Source organism: Pseudomonas sp. MF08831, from assembly GCF_059862645.1.
In genome coordinates this window covers 264,876-281,035 of the sequence record NZ_JCBCUX010000006.1, presented here as the reverse complement: position 1 = coordinate 281,035, position 16,160 = coordinate 264,876, and the positions used below count along the sequence as shown (strand labels likewise).

General features: G+C 60.5%; 13 protein-coding genes and 1 pseudogene. 7 read left to right on the top strand and 7 right to left on the bottom strand.

Annotation, left to right across the window (positions count from 1 at the left end):
- Positions 1 to 52: 52 nt before the first annotated feature.
- The 3 genes from AC19YS_RS15170 to AC19YS_RS15160 are packed head-to-tail and all read right to left on the bottom strand — an operon-like array spanning position 53 to position 5,486.
- Complete coding sequence (locus AC19YS_RS15170; protein ID WP_070413170.1) at positions 53 to 3,550, bottom strand: indolepyruvate ferredoxin oxidoreductase family protein; 3,498 nt, start codon at positions 3,548 to 3,550, stop codon at positions 53 to 55.
- Positions 3,547 to 3,825, bottom strand: coding sequence for a DUF2783 domain-containing protein (locus AC19YS_RS15165; RefSeq protein WP_070413171.1), 279 nt, complete (start codon positions 3,823 to 3,825; stop codon positions 3,547 to 3,549). Before AC19YS_RS15165 ends, AC19YS_RS15170 begins: the two co-directional genes overlap by 4 nt.
- The gene (locus tag AC19YS_RS15160; protein WP_070413172.1) at positions 3,822 to 5,486 is read right to left on the bottom strand and encodes an FAD-dependent monooxygenase; all 1,665 of its coding nucleotides are present in this window, start codon (positions 5,484 to 5,486) and stop codon (positions 3,822 to 3,824) included. The genes AC19YS_RS15165 and AC19YS_RS15160 overlap by 4 nt, the downstream gene beginning before the upstream one ends.
- 415 nt (positions 5,487 to 5,901) lie before the next feature.
- On the opposite strand from AC19YS_RS15160, the gene AC19YS_RS15155 reads away from it, so the two are divergent.
- A complete protein-coding gene (locus tag AC19YS_RS15155) occupies positions 5,902 to 6,951 on the top strand; it encodes an EthD domain-containing protein (RefSeq protein WP_070413173.1) in 1,050 nt (349 codons plus the stop codon).
- A 43-nt stretch (positions 6,952 to 6,994) separates the two neighbouring features.
- Positions 6,995 to 8,374 carry a class II 3-deoxy-7-phosphoheptulonate synthase gene (locus tag AC19YS_RS15150; RefSeq protein WP_500602172.1) on the top strand — a complete coding sequence of 460 codons (1,380 nt, stop codon included), beginning with the start codon at positions 6,995 to 6,997 and terminating at the stop codon, positions 8,372 to 8,374.
- Between the two features lie 62 nt (positions 8,375 to 8,436).
- On the opposite strand, the gene AC19YS_RS15145 is transcribed toward AC19YS_RS15150, so the two are convergent.
- From AC19YS_RS15145 to AC19YS_RS15135, 3 genes are read right to left on the bottom strand one after another with little or no spacing between them, the layout of a single operon-like run.
- Positions 8,437 to 9,564 (bottom strand): NADH:flavin oxidoreductase, encoded by a 1,128-nt coding sequence (locus AC19YS_RS15145; protein ID WP_070413175.1) that lies wholly within the window; start codon positions 9,562 to 9,564, stop codon positions 8,437 to 8,439.
- A 52-nt stretch (positions 9,565 to 9,616) separates the two neighbouring features.
- Positions 9,617 to 10,420 (bottom strand): SDR family NAD(P)-dependent oxidoreductase, encoded by an 804-nt coding sequence (locus AC19YS_RS15140; RefSeq protein WP_070413176.1) that lies wholly within the window; start codon positions 10,418 to 10,420, stop codon positions 9,617 to 9,619.
- Positions 10,421 to 10,453: 33 nt separating this feature from the next.
- Entirely contained in the window at positions 10,454 to 12,022 is a 1,569-nt protein-coding gene (locus AC19YS_RS15135) for an MFS transporter (protein ID WP_070413177.1), read from the bottom strand.
- A gap of 167 nt (positions 12,023 to 12,189) precedes the next feature.
- On the opposite strand from AC19YS_RS15135, the pseudogene AC19YS_RS15130 reads away from it, so the two are divergent.
- Together AC19YS_RS15130 and AC19YS_RS15125 are read left to right on the top strand one after the other, a co-directional pair.
- Positions 12,190 to 12,492: pseudogene (locus AC19YS_RS15130) on the top strand (conjugative transfer ATPase); the annotation flags it as partial.
- A gap of 86 nt (positions 12,493 to 12,578) precedes the next feature.
- Positions 12,579 to 12,890: an HU family DNA-binding protein gene (locus AC19YS_RS15125; RefSeq protein ID WP_331712685.1), complete on the top strand. Its 312-nt coding sequence runs from the start codon at positions 12,579 to 12,581 to the stop codon at positions 12,888 to 12,890.
- A gap of 129 nt (positions 12,891 to 13,019) precedes the next feature.
- Here the strand turns inward: AC19YS_RS15125 and AC19YS_RS15120 are convergent, their stop codons facing one another.
- Entirely contained in the window at positions 13,020 to 13,292 is a 273-nt protein-coding gene (locus AC19YS_RS15120) for a LasR-specific antiactivator QslA (protein ID WP_070413180.1), read from the bottom strand.
- A gap of 168 nt (positions 13,293 to 13,460) precedes the next feature.
- Between AC19YS_RS15120 and AC19YS_RS15115 the strand changes: the two genes are divergently transcribed.
- From AC19YS_RS15115 to AC19YS_RS15105, 3 genes are all read left to right on the top strand, one after another.
- Complete coding sequence (locus tag AC19YS_RS15115) at positions 13,461 to 13,715, top strand: helix-turn-helix domain-containing protein (protein WP_078466833.1); 255 nt, start codon at positions 13,461 to 13,463, stop codon at positions 13,713 to 13,715.
- Positions 13,716 to 13,823: 108 nt separating this feature from the next.
- Positions 13,824 to 14,780 carry a TIGR03756 family integrating conjugative element protein gene (locus AC19YS_RS15110; protein ID WP_070413157.1) on the top strand — a complete coding sequence of 319 codons (957 nt, stop codon included), beginning with the start codon at positions 13,824 to 13,826 and terminating at the stop codon, positions 14,778 to 14,780.
- Positions 14,777 to 16,159 (top strand): integrating conjugative element protein, encoded by a 1,383-nt coding sequence (locus AC19YS_RS15105; RefSeq protein ID WP_078466834.1) that lies wholly within the window; start codon positions 14,777 to 14,779, stop codon positions 16,157 to 16,159. The genes AC19YS_RS15110 and AC19YS_RS15105 overlap by 4 nt, the downstream gene beginning before the upstream one ends.
- The last annotated feature ends 1 nt before the right edge of the window (position 16,160 follow it).

Here is a 16,160-nt window from a genome sequence, read left to right as displayed (position 1 = left end):
CAGGCACATCAAGGATGTGCCTGTTGTCGTTTGGGCCTTGAAGCGCTGGTCTTCAGGAGACTTTTTCTACCTCCACGACCGCGATGCGCTTGACCGCACTGCGCTCCACCTGCCTGCCATCGATCTGCGCCAGCAACTCGACCTGCCGTTGCTCCGCAATGCCGATCGAGCGGGCCTTGACGTGCCCGTACCCGCGAATGGCTTCAGGCAAACGTGCCCAGCTCACCAGCATCGGCAACGTGTCGGCAGTCAACTTCGGCAGCAATGCGATCAACGTACTCTGGTACTCCTCCAGCAGGCGTTGTTCTTCACGACGCTCCTTGAGCAGGCCGAACGGGTCCAGAACCGTATGTCGCAAAAAGCGCAGCCCGGCCAGCGCGCGGAAGACCGGAATGATCCAGCCGGACACCTTGATTTTGCGTGGTTCGCCCGTACGCTTGACCAAGCCATCCAAAAACGGCGGGGCGAGATGAAAGGTCACCTTGGGCCGCCCGACGAAGGATTCGCCCAGGCTGCTCAGAAACGCCGGCGAACTGTGCAGCCGTGCCACTTCGTACTCATCCTTGAAAGCCATCAGCTTGAACAGGTTGTGGGCCACCGCATGGGCCAGCGTAACGTCCCCGAGCCCCTCGGTGGCTTTGACCACCTGCTCGACCAAGGCGCGGTAGCGTGCGGCGTAACGTTGGTCCTGGTAGTCCACCAGCAACGCACTGCGCTGTTGCACAACCTGCTCCAGGGTGAGCGCCTGCGGCGGCTGGGCAGCCGAGGCTGGCTTGAGCTGGCTTTCGACGAAGGCGGGATCCGCCGCCAGCAGACGCCCCCAGGCAAACGCCAGCCGATTGGACTGGACGTCGCCGCCGTAGATTTCCAGCGACCGGTCAAGGGCGCTGAGGGTCAGGGGCACCACGCCCTGCTGCCAGGCGACCCCCAGCAGCAGGATATTCGCCTGCATCGGCCCAACCACTGCCGCCGCCACTTTGCGCGCATCCACGGACTGGTAACGCTCGGCGCCCACAATGTCGATCAGGCGCTGTTCGATAGCCGCAGTTTCCAGACGCAAGGCCGGGTCCAGCAACATGGCACCCGCCTGGACTTCACTGGTGCTGGCAACCACCCGGGATCGGCCGCGCAGCAGCACGTTCAAGGCTTCATCTTCGGACGCGACAGCCAGATCGGAAGCGATCAACACGTCGGCGCAGGCTCGGTCGATCCGATGCTGATGCAACTGCTGGGGGTCATGGGCGAAGCGGATATGGCTGAATACCGAACCGCCTTTCTGAGCGAATCCGGTAAAGTCCAGGACCGACACTTCAAGCCCTTGCAGGTGCGCGGCCATGGCAATCGTTCCGGCCATGGTCACCACGCCCGTGCCGCCAACCCCCGTGATCAGCAGTTCAAAAGTCCGCTCAAAACCTGCAGGTTCGGGCGTTGCCAAGGCCCCGGCCAGGGCCAGGACCTCTTCGGCCGGCAACAGTTTGCGGCGCGCCTTGGCCGGGGTGCCGGTAACCGTGACAAAGCTGGGGCAAAAACCCTTTACGCAGGATTGATCGAGGTTGCAGCTGTCCGTATCAATGCTGCGTTTGCGGCCGAATTCGGTCTCCACCGGCACCACGGACAAACAGTTGGACTTGGTCTGGCAATCGCCACAGCCCTCACACACCTGCTGGTTGATTACCACACGCGACTGCACCTTGGCCGGCGGTAAGCGCTTGCGTCGGCGACGGGCCTCGGTGGCACACACCTGATCGAACACCAATACGCTCACGCCAGGCAATTCCCGCAGGCGCCGCTGGACGCTATCCAAGGTATCGCGATGGTAGACCTTCACCCCGTCCGGCAAGCTGTCGCGGGCCTTGTAGCGACTCGGGTCATCCGCCACCACGACGACTTCGCGCACCCCTTCGCTCAGCACCAGTTCGACCACCTGGCGCACGCTCAGTTTACCGTCCACCGGCTGGCCGCCTGTCATCGCCACCGCATCGTTGTACAGCACCTTGTAGGTGATATTCGCGTTGGCAGCGATGGCTTGCCGAATCGCCAGGTAGCCGGAATGGAAAAAAGTACCGTCGCCCATGTTCTGGAAAATATGCGGAGTCGCCACAAAGGCCATCTGCCCCAGCCAGTCCACGCCCTCGCCGCCCATCTGCACGCTGCCACTGGTGGCGCGGTCGGGCATGCGGGCGGCCAGGGCGTGGCAGCCGATGCCTAACCTGGCCTCACTGCCTTCCGGCAGTTGGGTCGAGGTGTTGTGGGGGCAGCCCGAACACAGGTAAGGCGTGCGCTTGAGCCAATGGAACTCACGGGACACCGGGCCCTCGATCCAGTAACGCGGTACGTCGATGGCCAGGCCGAACGGCGCCAGGCGCGTCGACAGGACCCGCATGATCCTCGACGGGCGCAATTCTTCGGCGACCGACAACAGCGGCTGCCCGCGCTCATCGAGTTTGCCGATGATCAAGGGCCGGTTCTCCGGCTTGGCGTTGAACAGGCCACGCTTGAGTTGGTCCTCCACGACGCCTTGTTTTTCTTCGATAATCAGCACCCGCTCACAGCGCCGGGCCCAGGCCTCCAGCACCGGCGACAAGGGGTAGACAACGCGGATGCTGAGCAGAGCGACGCCAGCCTTTTCCAGCGCGCCCAGCGACACTCCGCCTCGCTCCAGGGCTTCGCGCACGTCGCCATAGGCCTTGCCGACCGCCGCGATCAACAACCGAGGAAAGGCCGGCGCCACTTCCACTCGGTCCAGAGGGTTAGCCCGAATAAACCGCCGCGCCGCCTCGATCTTGTGAGAAAACCGCCGCTCGATCTGCATGCCTGGCAGGTCCGGCCAGCGCCAGTGCAACCCATCGGGGCCCGGGTCGACGGCCGGCGCCACGAAGCGTGGCGCTGCCACCGCATCGACTGATCTGGAGGCTTCAACGGTTTCGGTCACAGCCTTGAACCCGACCCACAACCCGCAACACCGCGACAGCGCCCAGCCCCACAAGCCGCAGTATTCATAGTCGGCAAGCCCAACCGGATGGATCACCGGCAACCCCCAGGCCATCAACGCCTGATCCGACTGGTGGGACATCGACGACGAGACGCAGCCATGGTCGTCACCGGTGACCACCAGCACCCCGCCATGGGGCGACGAGCCATACGCGTTGCCATGCTTCAAGGCATCCCCGGAGCGGTCAACACCCGGTCCTTTGCCATACCACAGGCCGAAGATGCCGTCGTGCAACCGGGCCGCATCGCTTTCCACCCGCTGTGTGCCGATCAGCGTGGTCGCCGCTAGGTCTTCGTTGATCGCCGGCTGAAAGCGGATATTGGCTTTTTCCAGCAGCGGCCTGACCCGCCACAGCTCCTGGTCCAGCCCGCCCAGGGGCGACCCTCGATAACCGCTGACAAATCCTGCCGAGTTGATACCCGCCGCCCTATCCGCAGCAGCCTGGGCCAGCAGCAGGCGCACCAGCGCCTGCTGGCCGCTGAGGAAGACTTTCCCGGCAGGCTCCTCAATGCCGCGCAAGTAACGAGAGTCGAGCCGATATTCCAGATCCAGAGTCATGTCCGAGCCTCTTGAGTGTGCACGTGATTTGGATGGGAGGCAGTGACAGAAAGGGTTTTCAGTCCTTGGCGGGCGATCAGAATCGCCTCTCGCAGTACGGTTTCATCGCCAATATGGTTCATCAGCAGCAGCACCAGTTGGGCATGAAGCAAGTGCCCGGCCGACGCATCCAAATCCTGGCAGGCGTCCGTCAGCAGTTGGAAATAACTGTCCGGGCTGCTCAAGCGGCATTCCGTGGCCAAGCCAGTGCTCGAAGGGATGGCTGACGGGCTCATGACACTTGCTCCTGTGCATAGGCCAGCACTTCGGTGGCTGAAGCGATGGCAATGGCACGCTCGATGGCCAGCGGATCGAGAAAGCTCAGGGTCGTCAGCACATGCTGGTCCGGACGGATCACCACCACTTCCCCCGGCTGTAACCCGTAGCGCGAAACCGCCAGGCCGGCGTGGTCCCACAGCAGGTCAAGCGTCGCTGCGGGCTCCCGCGAGCTCAGCACGATGACGTCGACCGGGTAGGCCGAGGCAATCGTCTTGGGCACGGCGCCTGAACCGGGCTCATACACCAGCACGGTAAACCCCCGGCGCCCCAGGTGGTTGAGCAGCCAGTCGGGCTGGCCGCGCACGCTGATCGGCGCATCGGGAGCCGCTGTACCGGGTGAAATCCGCCCCCCGTCAGGGTCGGCGAAATGCTCGAACTGACCCACCCCTTCCAGCCGTGCGGGTTTTGACAGGCGCCCGGAGTTAATCAGCGCCCGCCCCCAGGACGTGTTGCGAGCCAGCGCCAATGACGCTTCGCGCAGCACGTGTACGGCAGGACTGGGAGGGGTGATGAAATCCGCGCTGCGGGTGGAATTGAGGATGTTTTCGTCGGCGGCGAACACCCGCTCCTCGTCATATGATTGAATCAGCGAGGTTGACGCACCGTGCAGGAGAATACCCGCCAGGCGCCAGCCCAGGTTGTCCGCATCCTGAATCCCGCCATTGCCTCCGCGCCCGCCAAATGGGCTGACCTGATGCGCGCTGTCACCTGCAAAGACGACCCGCCCCTGCACAAAGGTCTCCAGCCGCCGGCAGCGGAAGGTGTAGACGCTGATCCAGTCGATACGCAACGGCGTCTGCTCACCGAACATCGCGTGCAGCCGTCGGGCGACTCGCTCGGGCTCGCGCTCTACGGCAGGGTCGGCGTCGGGGCCCAGCTGGAAATCGACTCTCCACAGATCATCCGGTTGCTTGTGCAGCAGCACCGAATGGTTGGGATGAAAGGGTGGGTCAAACCAGAAACGCCGTTCTGCAGGAAAGTCCGGCTTCATTTCCACATCGACGATCAGGAAGTGGTCATCGAACACTTTGCCGATAAAGGGCAAGTCCAAGGCATTGCGCACCGCCGACCGAGCACCGTCGCACGCGACAAGCCAGTCACATTGCAGCTGGTAGGCGCCGTCAGGGCATTCAACGCTGACGGTCGCCCCCTCGGGCCGGTGCTCGACCCCCACCACCCGGCTCAGGCACTGCAGGTCCACCAGGCCCGTGGCCAGACACGCCTCCACCAGCCATTGCTCGATGTAGGTCTGCTGGATATTGAGGAAGGCGGGGCAGCGAAAGCCAGGCTCCAATTGGAAGTCGAAACTGAACACTTCATGATCTTTGTGAAAGACCCGGCCGAGTTTCCAGTCGACTCCCTTTTCCCGCAACTCATCCGGCAACCCGAGGCGGCCGAGAATTTCCAGGCTGCGCTGGGCAAACACAATGGCTCTGGAACCTTCCGTCAATGTCTGCCGGGCCTCCAGCACCACGCTCGCCACGCCTCGACGGGCGAGATCAAGGGCCAGGGTCAACCCCACCAGACCGGCACCGACAATCACGAGGGGCACCGTGCGGGCCGTGCTGAGCTGAACATCCAAAGGGGTGGAATAGGTCAAGCTGGACGGCTGATGCATGAGTCGTCGCCTCCGATGGCAAAGTGTCGCGTTCACGAACGCAAGCAGGTCCTGGCAAGGAACTTAGCTCCCTTACGCGTAGTACGCAAGTACGCCATAAGTGAAGATTTATAGTGTTAAAAACTATGTTTATAGCGTTTTTGACTACCCATCAGACGCTGTTCCTCTACGCCGCCTTGCCCTCCCGGCAATCAATCCCTTGATAATAAAAACAATTAAACCCAGAAAAACCAGAGCTTCCAGCTCTCTTACACCGCCACGCCGATCCCGTTCGAGAAAAACCCGAAAAACTATATTGCAAGCGATCTATTCGTGAGCTACTTTATTTTTCGAGATGAGCCCATGTTGAACAGAAGCCCAGGCGTACCGGGACGTCGAGTCCATGGAAGGGCAATGACTTATTTCAGGAGAAGCCATGATCGACATCATCCAGGAAGGCGCCGCACTCACGTCCGATTCCGCCGCTGAGAGTCAACCGCTGACGGTGCTTTGCACACTGTTGTCGCGCGCCGACAACACGCCGTTGAGTCAGCGGCGCAAAGGCCCGCTGCAAATGCTCGACCTCTATGGCGAAGTGCTAGGCGACCCGGCCAACACCGCGAACGCCTTTGAAGTGCAACCCAATCTCAACTTCGAAAAATGGACCGAGTACTGGCGCAAGACTCACGGCCCGCGTTTCACCCATGCCCTGCCGACCCAGGCGGACGGACACCATCCCTTGCTGCGCTACGACCAGATCCACCGCCTCAGCGCCGGCCCTTCCAACCTGCGGCCGCTGCCGTATCTGCCACCCCTCGATGAAGACGGCCGGCTGTTCGACACGGTGATTGGCCATGTGCCGCCCTATCAGCGCTCGGAATGGGACGGCATCGCCTACCTCGGCTTCGCCAATACCGACGCCTTGCAAGTCACCTTCGGCCACGAGGAAATCACCCGGGCGATCCTCCCCGAGGACCAGGTGATCTTCCGCGAACTGTGCCCGATTCTGTGCCGCCAGCACATCGTGATACCCAGCGCCACCTCCAGGGAATCAATCCTGTTGATCAGCCTGGTGCGCCGTGACCCGGCGTTGAGCCGCGACCAATTCCAGCAGCGCTGGCTGGAGGAATATGCCCCTCGCCTGCTGGCGCAACCGGCGGCCCACCGCCTGGTCAGGAGATATGTGCAATTGCATAACATCGGCCCGATCGTCGCGGGCCAACCGCTTTACCACGAAGTGGGCAAGGACATCGACGGTGTAGCCATCACCGCATTCGGCTCTATCACAGACCTGGAGGAATTCCTGGTTGACCCAGCGATAGCCGCGCTCACCCAGAGCCAGTTGCAACTGATCGACCCGCAACACCATGAGTATTGGACCGCCCTCGCCTTCCAGGTAGTCAACCAACTGACCGGTGAAACCCGCACCACCAGCCACGCGCCAGTTCAACAGGACGTCACCGAACCCGCCGAAGCAGCGACCTGATCAACACGATCAATCCCCTTATGGAACAAGCGGAGATGCATCTATGCCCAATGAATGGTCACCCTCATCCTGGCGTGAAAAAAATGCCCTGCAATTGCCCGAGTACGCCGACCCCGAGCGCCTCGCCGCCGTCGAAGCGCAGCTGCGCAACAGCGTGCCGCTGGTGCTGGCCTCCGAGGTTCGCTCACTGAAGGCGCGCCTCGCCCAAGTCGCGCGGGGTAAAGCGTTTTTGTTACAGGGCGGTGATTGCGCCGAATCCTTTGCCGAGTTTCACCCTGGCGGGATCCGGGATCTGTTCCGAGTCTTTCTGCAAATGTCAACAGTGCTGGCCTTCAGCACAGGCGTACCGGTGGTCAAGGTGGGGCGTATCGCCGGGCAATTTGCCAAGCCACGCAGTACGCCTCACGAAACCATCGACGGCGTCACACTGCCGAGTTATCGCGGCGACATCATCAATTCCATTGAGTTTAACGAGCAGGCACGCCGACCCGATCCCGAGCGGATTCTTCTGGCCTACCACCAATCCAGCGCGACGATGAACCTCTTACGCGCCCTGGGCCGCAGTGGCTTTTCCGACATGCGTCATGTGCAGCAGTGGAACACGCGCTTTATTGCCAGCGCACCGGAGGGGCGACGATATCAGTTGATCGGCCGGCGGATCGAGGAAGCCCTCAAGTTCATGAATGCCTGCGGCGTCTCACCGGAATCGGTGCAGGCACTGCGTGAGACCGAGCTGTTCACCAGCCACGATGCCCTGCTGCTCAACTACGAAGAGGCCTTCACCCGACTCGACTATGCCAGTGACGAGTGGTACGACTGCTCAGCGCACATGCTGTGGATCGGCGAGCGCACGCGCGGCGTTGACGATGCCCACGTAGAGTTCCTCAAGGGCGTGAAGAACCCTATCGGCCTCAAGTGCGGGCCCACCCTGCAGGAAAACGACCTGCTGCAGTTGATCGACGCGCTCAACCCGGAGAACGAGGCCGGGCGCCTCACCGTGATCGTACGGATGGGCGCCGACGTGCTTGCAGAACGCCTGCCGCAACTGGTGCGCGCGGTGAAAACTGAAGGCCGCGATGTGGTGTGGTCCGTCGACCCGATGCATGCCAACACCATCAAATCCAGCACCGGGTACAAGACGCGTCGTTTCGCATCGGTCATTACTGAAGTCGAGCGTTTCTTCGATGTCCACCAGGCAGAAGGCACCCATGCCGGCGGTGTGCATTTGGAAATGACCGGCGCCGACGTCACCGAATGCACCGGGGGTGGCCAGCGCATCTGCGACGCGGACTTGAGTAATCGCTACCATACCCATTGCGACCCGCGCCTGAACGCGTCCCAGGCACTGGAACTGGCCTTTCTAATTGCCGAAAAACTGAAGATCGAAAACCCCGAACCGGCGAACCTTGAGTTTGCCCTTTAAGCCCTTACCGCACACCATAAAAAGCCCATCCGATCAGGCTCGGATGGGCTTTTTATCGGATATCAAACGTCCGTCATCATCGCTTCGCGATCAAAACGCTTGATATCCAGCAAGCGGTTTTCGAACACTTTGTTGGGCCATTGAGGATCCGCCAGCAGCATCCGCCCCAACGCCACCAGGTCCACCGCCCCCGACTGCAACTGTTCCAGCACCGGGGCCAGGTCTGCCTGCCCGGCATCCGGACTTTCGCTGCCGCGCAGCTGGGCAATGGAGTAAGCCTTGTCCAGCCCCACGCTGCCGACCATCATGACCGGCTTGCCACTCAAGCGCCGGGTCCAGGCGGCCAGGCTGTCGGCGCTACCCTCGAAGGCCGGCTCCCAGAAACGTCGCGTGCTGACGTCGAAAATATCGACACCGGCCTCCACCAGAATGTCGAGAAAGACTTTCAGCTCGTCGGCATTGTCGACAATCCGCGCCTCGTAATCACTGATTTTCCATTGGGAAAACCGGAACATGATCGGGAAGTCCGGCGCAGTAGCCTCACGCACAGCACGCACGACCCGCGCCGCAAGCCGGGTGCGGTTGGCCAGCGAGCCCCCGTAGTCGTCCTCGCGCTGGTTGCTCCTGCTCCAGATAAAGCTGTCGATCAGGTACTGATGGGCACCGTGGATTTCCACCCCGTCAAACCCGGCGGCCTGTGCATCCCTGGCCGCCTGGGCATAGGCCGCAATGACCTGCTCGATATCGTCAAGGGTCATCGCCTTGACCACGACGTCGTCGCCCTCTTTGATTTCCGTGGGGCCGTAACCCGGCACCTGAGGGTCCGGGCCCATGCCCGGGCGTCGGATCGGGCCGACGTGCCACAACTGAGGTACGATGCGCGCGCCCGCCTGATGCACCGCCCCTACAACCCGCTTCCAGCCCTCCAGTGCCTGAGGGCCGAAGATATCGGGTACATTGGTATAGCCATTGGCAGCTGGGTGGCCGATAAAAGTGCCCTCGGTGACGATCAACCCCACCCCGCCTTCGGCCCGACGCTGGTAATACGCGGCAGATTGCTCGCCAGGTACACCTCCCGGCGAACGCTGACGGGTCATGGGTGACATGACAATACGGTTTTTCAAGCTATGCCGCCCAAAGGGGATTGGCCTGAACAGCACTTGGTGCTGGGGTTCACGCGCTTGACTCATGATGTGCTCCTGGACTGATTCGCGAAGACGAAACGGCACACGCAGTGACCGCTCACGCGGTACTGGCCAGGAATCCGCCATCGATGCGCAAGTTTGATCCATTGATATAGGCCGCCCTCGGACTGGACACAAAAGTCACCAGGTCGGCCACTTCATGGGGCCGCCCCAAACGTCCGACCAGGGTCGGTGAAATCTCCGCGGCGATCTTGCTTTCAATGGCCGGCCAGTCGCCTTTCCAGGCATTTTTCTGCGCCACCGAATGCCAGTGGTTCTCTGCAGCGGGTGTCAGCACATCCCCTGGGCTGATGCAGTTAGAGGTGATGCCCGTACCACCAAACTCCTTGGCGAAGGTTACCGCCAGGCTCACACAGGCCGCCTTGGTCGCCGCGTAGGCGCCAAAATTGGCGAAAGGCCGCGTGGCGGCGATACTGCCCAAGGTGATGATCCTCCCCCAACCGCAGTCGATCATGCCGGGCGCCAGCAACCGCACCAGGCGGATCACCGAGCCGACATTCTGGTCGTACAGATTCAGCCAGTCGGCAGTCTCGCTTTCCAGTACCGGCGTGGGTGGAAACGCGCCCGCATTGGCCACCAGAATATCAATGCCGCCGAAGGCTGCCAGCGCATAATTAACCACCTCGCGCGCCTGATCGTCACTGACCAGGTCGCCACAAGCCACTGCGGCCCGCCCTCCCGCCGCGTGAATGGCGGCCACCACCGCCTCACTTTCAGGCCGTCGCCGGCCATGAACAACCACTTCGACACCTTCGGCGGCCAACGCCAGGGCAATCGCCTTGCCGATGCCGCTGTTGCTGCCGGTGACCAATGCTCGTTTACCCGTCAGTTGTAAATCCATTTATCCACCTCAACGATTGGTATACCCAAGTGTTCAGTTTTTTTCCGGCGCTCCGCCGACATTGTCAACTTTCACCGTCAGCGCACACAGCACCGCACACACTGCCGTCAGCACCGCAATCAACACCAGCACCGCGCTGAACGAATGCTGATAAACCGTGGCCAGCAGTTGCCCCAGGGCGTCCTTGTCGGCGCTGGCGGCCTGCCCCAGCACCGAATTCAGTTGGCCGCTGGCAACGCGGCCCGCCCAGTCACCGACCCGCGCAGGATCCAACAATGGATTTTCACCCGACAACCGCTGCAAGCCCGAAGCTGTATACCCCACCAGCAACGCACCGATGATCGCAATGGCAACCGCTTCGCCGGCGACCCGCATGGTGGTGAAAATACCGGCCGCCATCCCGGCGCGCTCCTTGGGCACCACGCTCATGGACAGGCCGTCCATCAGCCCCCAGGGCAAGCCGCTGCCAATGCCGATGACCAGCATCGGCAGGACGATGGTCCAGATACTTGCGCCCGGTTCCAGGGCAAACGCCAGCCAGCATTCACCCAGCGCGGCCAGCAGCAGGCCGGCGCCGCACAGGTAACCAGGGGCAATATGGCGCGACAGTGAGCCGGCCAGGAACGGCACGATCAGCATGGGTGCGGTCAGCGGCAGGATGGCCAGACCCACTTCGGTCTCGTCGTAGCCTTGAACGCCGATAAACCAGATCGGCAGGTAGACCAGCAACGCGACAAAACAGAACCCGGTGGAGATGGGTAACAGCTGCACCCCGACAAACCGCGGAAACCGGAACAGACTCAGGTCGAGCATGGGCTCGCGGGACTTGAGTTCTACGATGACAAACAGCAGCAGCAACACGCCGCTGCCCACCAGCAACGCAACGACATTGGGATAGCCCCAACCCTTTTCCGGTCCAGACACGATCCCCAGGATCAGCGCACCCAAGGCCAGCGTAAACAAGGCGATGCCCCACCAGTCGATACGCTTGGCATTGGGATCACTGGACTCATTGACCTTCTGGAAACTGAACACGAATACCAGCAGTGACGCCAGGGCAATTCCGAAAAACAGCGCGCGCCACCCCAAGTGAGCAATCAGCACCCCCACCAGCATGGGCCCGAATGCCAGACCGACACCGAATGAGGTTCCGAGGAAACTAAAGGCCCTCAGCCGCAGATGATCATCGAACTCCTGGGCGATAAGCGCAGAGGCGGAAGTCAGCGTCAGCGCCCCGGCGATGCCTTCAATGCCACGGAATACGTTGAGGAACGTGATATTCGGCGCAAAGCCGATCAACAACGACGTGAGAAAAAACAATAACAGCCCCGAAATAAAGCATCGCTTACGACCGAATCTATCTGCCAACGCCCCTCCCGCCATCACGCAACTGCCAAAGGCGACATTGTACGCGTTGACCACACCGCCCAATTCCAGCAGCGAACCGCCTAGGTCCCGGGCAATCATCGGCGTGGCAATCGCAGGGCCGGTGAAAACGATGGGAATAATGATTCCCGCTGCGCAAAGCGGTATCAACACTGAGTAGCGGTTCTTCGAGACCGGTTGAACGCGTTCTTCCAGGAGTTCTTGAGAAATGCCCATTTAGTCATGCCCTCGACTCGAAAAAATCCTTAAACCTCTGCCAGGCTATAGCGGCCAACCACTCTTACAGCTGAGGAAATTTAAGTTTTATGCTCTCACGCTGATAGATCGCATGCAACTCAATTTTAGTCTCTGAATGACTACTTACGACTAGTCCAGATAAGAAAAACATGCCACCCGTGGAGAATGAGGAAATCGCCCGCTTCAAGAAGCTCACGCCGGCACAGAAAGCTTTGTTGCTCTCCGCCAGTAAGGAGCCTGGGAAATACACTGAGGGGGTCGTGCTGTCGAAAAAACTCGAAACGCTGTTTCGAGCCGTGCCACCCAGCCTTTACCTCGCTCTTGCCATGACGGAGCCCGAGAAAAAAGCCGAACGCTGGAGGTTGATGCAGGAGAACGGTTGCTCGGAGTTGGAAGCGGCTCTCCAGGTAGCTGAGCGTATTGACCAGGCCCGTGGAATCGGGACATAAGGACAGATTTGGAGCCCATATGGCGTTACGTCTGCGCAGGGCTGGAGTGCCGTTTTTTGGTGGATGTGCCCGAACTATCTGCGTAGATTACTCATCGACACTCAGCCAAGCGGAAGGAGTCACACATGAATAAAAACGATCTAATCGAGGCCATAGCGGGCTCAGCCGACCTCCCGAAGTCCACCGCGGGACGCGCACTGGATGCCCTCACAACCATCATATCCACTGCGTTGAAAGGCGGTGAAAACGTCACCTTGGTTGGTTTTGGCACCTTTGCGGTCAAAGCGCGTGCAGCGCGCGACGGACGTAACCCTCAAACGGGCGCCACCATCAAGATTGCAGCCTCGAAGACGCCTAGCTTCAAAGCCGGTAAATCGCTGAAAGACGCGGTTAACTAGACGCTGGTGGCGATTACCTAATACCAACTCTGCGAGAGCGCTGGTATTGGGCTTCGGCAGCCGAAACGCTGGCTGAACTCTGGGAGCCTTCGAACTATGTGTTTGAACGCGTCTTGAGCGGCGTTTCTTTCAGCTTTGATTTGAGCTGGGTGGCACACTGCTTAGCCGCTGCTGAATCCTCAACAAAAAACCAGCTTCAAAAGCATCCTGGCAATCACCGACAGGAAAGGTTTTGCGCGTTTGCGCCAATTCCCACCACAGTGGAATCTCGCCGGACGTATCAAGCCAAGCCTGGGCGCATTGCACGCCACGTTCGATCATTGGGGCAAATTCGTTGCCCCAAGGTGTCAAAAGACTCGAGCAACCATCCGCCGCAGGAATTGAAACGTAGTTTTCGTCCATACACACCCAAGATTTCTGATTTATTGTTAGACGCGCAGGCCAGCCCCGAAATCTTAACGACACCAAATGAACGCTCGATAACAGGCAAGGGCATCAAATAGCCTAGATCAACGCCAATGTAGACTATATCCCGTGGATTGAGAGTCCCTCAAGGCGCAATTTGCGCGCATGACTCAAGACTACGAACAGCTTCGTCTGCAGCTGGCGGAAAACATCCGCTTGATGCGACGCGTGAAAAACCTTACCCAAGAGCAGCTCGCGCTCATGGCCGAGGTGGATCGCACGTACGTCAGTCAAATCGAGCGATGCACAGGCAATCCGTCGCTGTTGGTCCTGTGCAAGCTCGCCAATATTCTCGAAATCACCACAGATCAGCTACTTGTAGAACCCGATATCCTGCGCAGCGCCCTTCACGTCAAATAATAGTCTCACGTCTCACAAATCCGATAGATCTGCCTTCATAATTTCCACTGACAGTCTTCCGCCCGAAACCGAACCTGACCTGGCCATTCACCTTATTGAGCCTGGATCATGCCTGTTGCCTGCTCGTCCATCCCGCCCACAAAGCTACGGCCTTTGGCGCTGAGCGTCCTGCTGGCGTGCGGCCCAAGCATGGCGCTGGACACCGGCAGCATTACGTCCTCTGCACTTTCGCCAAGCTGTCTCGAATACAGGGTCGTCGGTATTTGTTTCTGGCTCCTGTGCACACCCTTCGGCTGCACAGTCAAAACCTCGACCAAGGTGCGTCATTTCATTCCTGAGCTGGTGGTTTCGAGCTACGCCACTACCGGCAATAATCCATGGACCGAGATGGCCACCCTCTCCGTTCCCATCAATGGTGCGGAAGGTGGCGGCAACCTGATCACGCCAAACACCCACCGCGACAACCTGCCCCGCTTCAAGAACGTCGATGGCATCGGCCACCCCGGTGGCTGGATCGCCACGCAACTGGCTTCGCAATCCGGCTACGCCTGCGCCAGCGGTGCAACTGCACTCATGCCTTACTACCTGAGTACCCTGGATTCACTGGCCTGGCGCCATGGCATCCCAGAAAGTTTGTACCCCGAGTCGCTCGTACCGGGGATCCATGAAATTGGTCGTCAGGCTTCGGGAAACATGTGGGGCAACGTTTATCCCCGCCAGGGCTTTCTGGTACAGCCCGACGATTTCAAGGCGGCCGCAGTCATGGCGCAACGGGCCGGCGACGTGGTTACCCGCAACTGGCAGCCGCATGTGTATGTAGCGCTCACGCCCGCCAAACGCGACGGCTACTGGCCACCTGGCCCGATCGTTGAAAACGACGCTTCGACCCACACATGGCAATTGCTCTACCCTCAGGTTCAGCCCACGTGCGCCATCTTCCCAAGCGATCCGGTACAGAGTTCGGACGGGGGCTACGCCTGGTCGTTGTGGCGGCCCTATAGCTGTTGCAAACGTGAGGGACAGACATTCCTGTTCAGCATCGACTTCGAAGGCGGTGCTTCATGAGCCGGCTTCACGCGCGACCCTGGTTGGGCACAATGAGTCTGGTGCTCTATGGACTACTCGCCATGGCCACGCATGCCCACGCCGCCGAAGGCGATTACCGCCTGGGTACTCAGGGCGAAGTACTCGACGACCGAGTGATGTACACCATTGGTGGCGGCTCGGCAGCGGGCTCACCAAGTTCGCTCTATCGCCCCAACGGGCTCGGCGTCGGCGCGTCCTGGCGAGCAAACATGATGTGCGGAAACATGAGCCTGACCAATACTCTGCAAAACCAGTTGAACGGCTTCACCGAAGGCTTCCAGCAGATCATGGGCAGCGTTGTGCAGAACGCGACCCAAGCGGTGATGTCGCTGCCAGCGTTGATCATCCAGCGCGCTAACCCCGGTCTCTATGAGTTGCTGAGTAACGGGGTGATGCAAGGTCGTATCGACTTCGACCGCTCCAAGCTGACCTGCCAGGCCATGGCCGAAAAGATGGCGGACAAAATCGGTCAAGCCGGCTGGGGCGCATTGGCCAAGAACCAGGAGATGCAGGGCAACCTCGAACAAACCGGCGGTGATGCGGTGGCCGCGGTGAAAAACACCGAAACCCATAACGGCAACAAGGGGGTGTCCTGGGTCGGCGGCTCAAAGGCTGGAGGTAATGGGCAAACACCTATTCGGGTGACTTCCGACGTAGTACGCGCGGGCTATAACCTGCTCCATAACCGTACGGTGGATGATAGTGCCTCGATCAGCAGCAGTGATTGCCTGGGTGGCGCTATTTGCCAGACCTGGGCTTCGCCCCAGGAGGAATCCGAATGGGCCGTTCGCGTATTGGGCGAGAGCGAAATCGCGACCTGCGACAGCTGCGAAACCCTGCGTGCTACCGCTGGCAGTGGATTGACGCCCCTGATCCAAGAAACCTACAACGAGCACCTGAAGGCCCTGCAAGGGATGCTGTCTGGCTCCCTGCAGCCTACCCCTGACAACCTGGCCAAAGCCTCCAGCTCAATGCTGCCGGTGACCCGTGGTGTGATTGAAGCCTTGCGTGACGATCCTGATCAGGAACTGCTGGCGCGACGCCTGGCCAGCGAGACAGCCTTGTCCAGTGTGCTCGATAAAGCGCTTCTGCTGCTGCGCACACTGCTGGCAGGCAGCCACGAACCAAACATTGCTTCTGCCGAGCCGGCCCAAACGGCCTTGGCAAAAAACATCGACACGCTGGAGCGTGAAATACGCCTGCTGCAAGCCGAACTACAGGTTCGGCAGATGCTGGCCACCAACACCGCCAGCCTGGTGCTCGATCGGCATGCCGGAGGCGCCGATGCTTCGCGTACCGTCGAGCAAGGCGACCCTGAGCCGGGCCGACTCAATGATGCTGACGCCAGGCGTAAGTGAG

Coding starts and splice junctions, on each gene's coding strand:
- AC19YS_RS15155 (WP_070413173.1), top strand. CDS start 5,902: ATGATCGACATCATCCAGGAAGGCGCCGCACTCACGTCCGATTCCGCC.
- AC19YS_RS15135 (WP_070413177.1), bottom strand. CDS start 12,022: ATGGGCATTTCTCAAGAACTCCTGGAAGAACGCGTTCAACCGGTCTCG.
- AC19YS_RS15120 (WP_070413180.1), bottom strand. CDS start 13,292: ATGGACGAAAACTACGTTTCAATTCCTGCGGCGGATGGTTGCTCGAGT.
- AC19YS_RS15150 (WP_500602172.1), top strand. CDS start 6,995: ATGCCCAATGAATGGTCACCCTCATCCTGGCGTGAAAAAAATGCCCTG.
- AC19YS_RS15115 (WP_078466833.1), top strand. CDS start 13,461: ATGACTCAAGACTACGAACAGCTTCGTCTGCAGCTGGCGGAAAACATC.
- AC19YS_RS15160 (WP_070413172.1), bottom strand. CDS start 5,486: ATGCATCAGCCGTCCAGCTTGACCTATTCCACCCCTTTGGATGTTCAG.
- AC19YS_RS15110 (WP_070413157.1), top strand. CDS start 13,824: ATGCCTGTTGCCTGCTCGTCCATCCCGCCCACAAAGCTACGGCCTTTG.
- AC19YS_RS15170 (WP_070413170.1), bottom strand. CDS start 3,550: ATGACTCTGGATCTGGAATATCGGCTCGACTCTCGTTACTTGCGCGGC.
- AC19YS_RS15105 (WP_078466834.1), top strand. CDS start 14,777: ATGAGCCGGCTTCACGCGCGACCCTGGTTGGGCACAATGAGTCTGGTG.
- AC19YS_RS15165 (WP_070413171.1), bottom strand. CDS start 3,825: ATGAGCCCGTCAGCCATCCCTTCGAGCACTGGCTTGGCCACGGAATGC.
- AC19YS_RS15140 (WP_070413176.1), bottom strand. CDS start 10,420: ATGGATTTACAACTGACGGGTAAACGAGCATTGGTCACCGGCAGCAAC.
- AC19YS_RS15145 (WP_070413175.1), bottom strand. CDS start 9,564: ATGAGTCAAGCGCGTGAACCCCAGCACCAAGTGCTGTTCAGGCCAATC.